This is a genomic window from Secundilactobacillus angelensis (assembly GCF_012641075.1).
In the GTDB taxonomy this organism is placed as follows: Bacteria; Bacillota; Bacilli; order Lactobacillales; family Lactobacillaceae; genus Secundilactobacillus; species Secundilactobacillus angelensis.
The window spans coordinates 1-235 of the sequence record NZ_JAAXLJ010000124.1 but is presented as its reverse complement, the minus strand read 5'-3'; the positions used below and the strand labels follow the sequence as shown (position 1 = coordinate 235).

Annotated in this window: 1 pseudogene; it reads right to left on the bottom strand. The window is 42.6% G+C overall.

Features of this window, described 5'->3' with window-relative positions:
- Positions 1 to 235 (bottom strand): annotated as a pseudogene (locus HC026_RS13245) (ISL3 family transposase); the annotation flags it as partial.

The window sequence follows — 235 nt, the reverse complement described above, 5'->3', positions numbered from 1 at the left end:
CTGCAGCTTGAAAATTGATCGGAATGGCAGTAAGTCGATAAATTCGTGTGTGTCGGCATCCATCATTTCAAAACTCATGGTCTCATCAGCGTTGTTAGTAGTTTTAATCTCATCCAGCAAAAGTACTTCTGGTAAGTGCTGCCAATTGGGTTCGAAGTAGGTTTCAGATTGCATCAACATGCGGGCAACAAAGCTAGCAGAAGTCGCCAATTCGTTAGCGATATGTTTTAGTGAG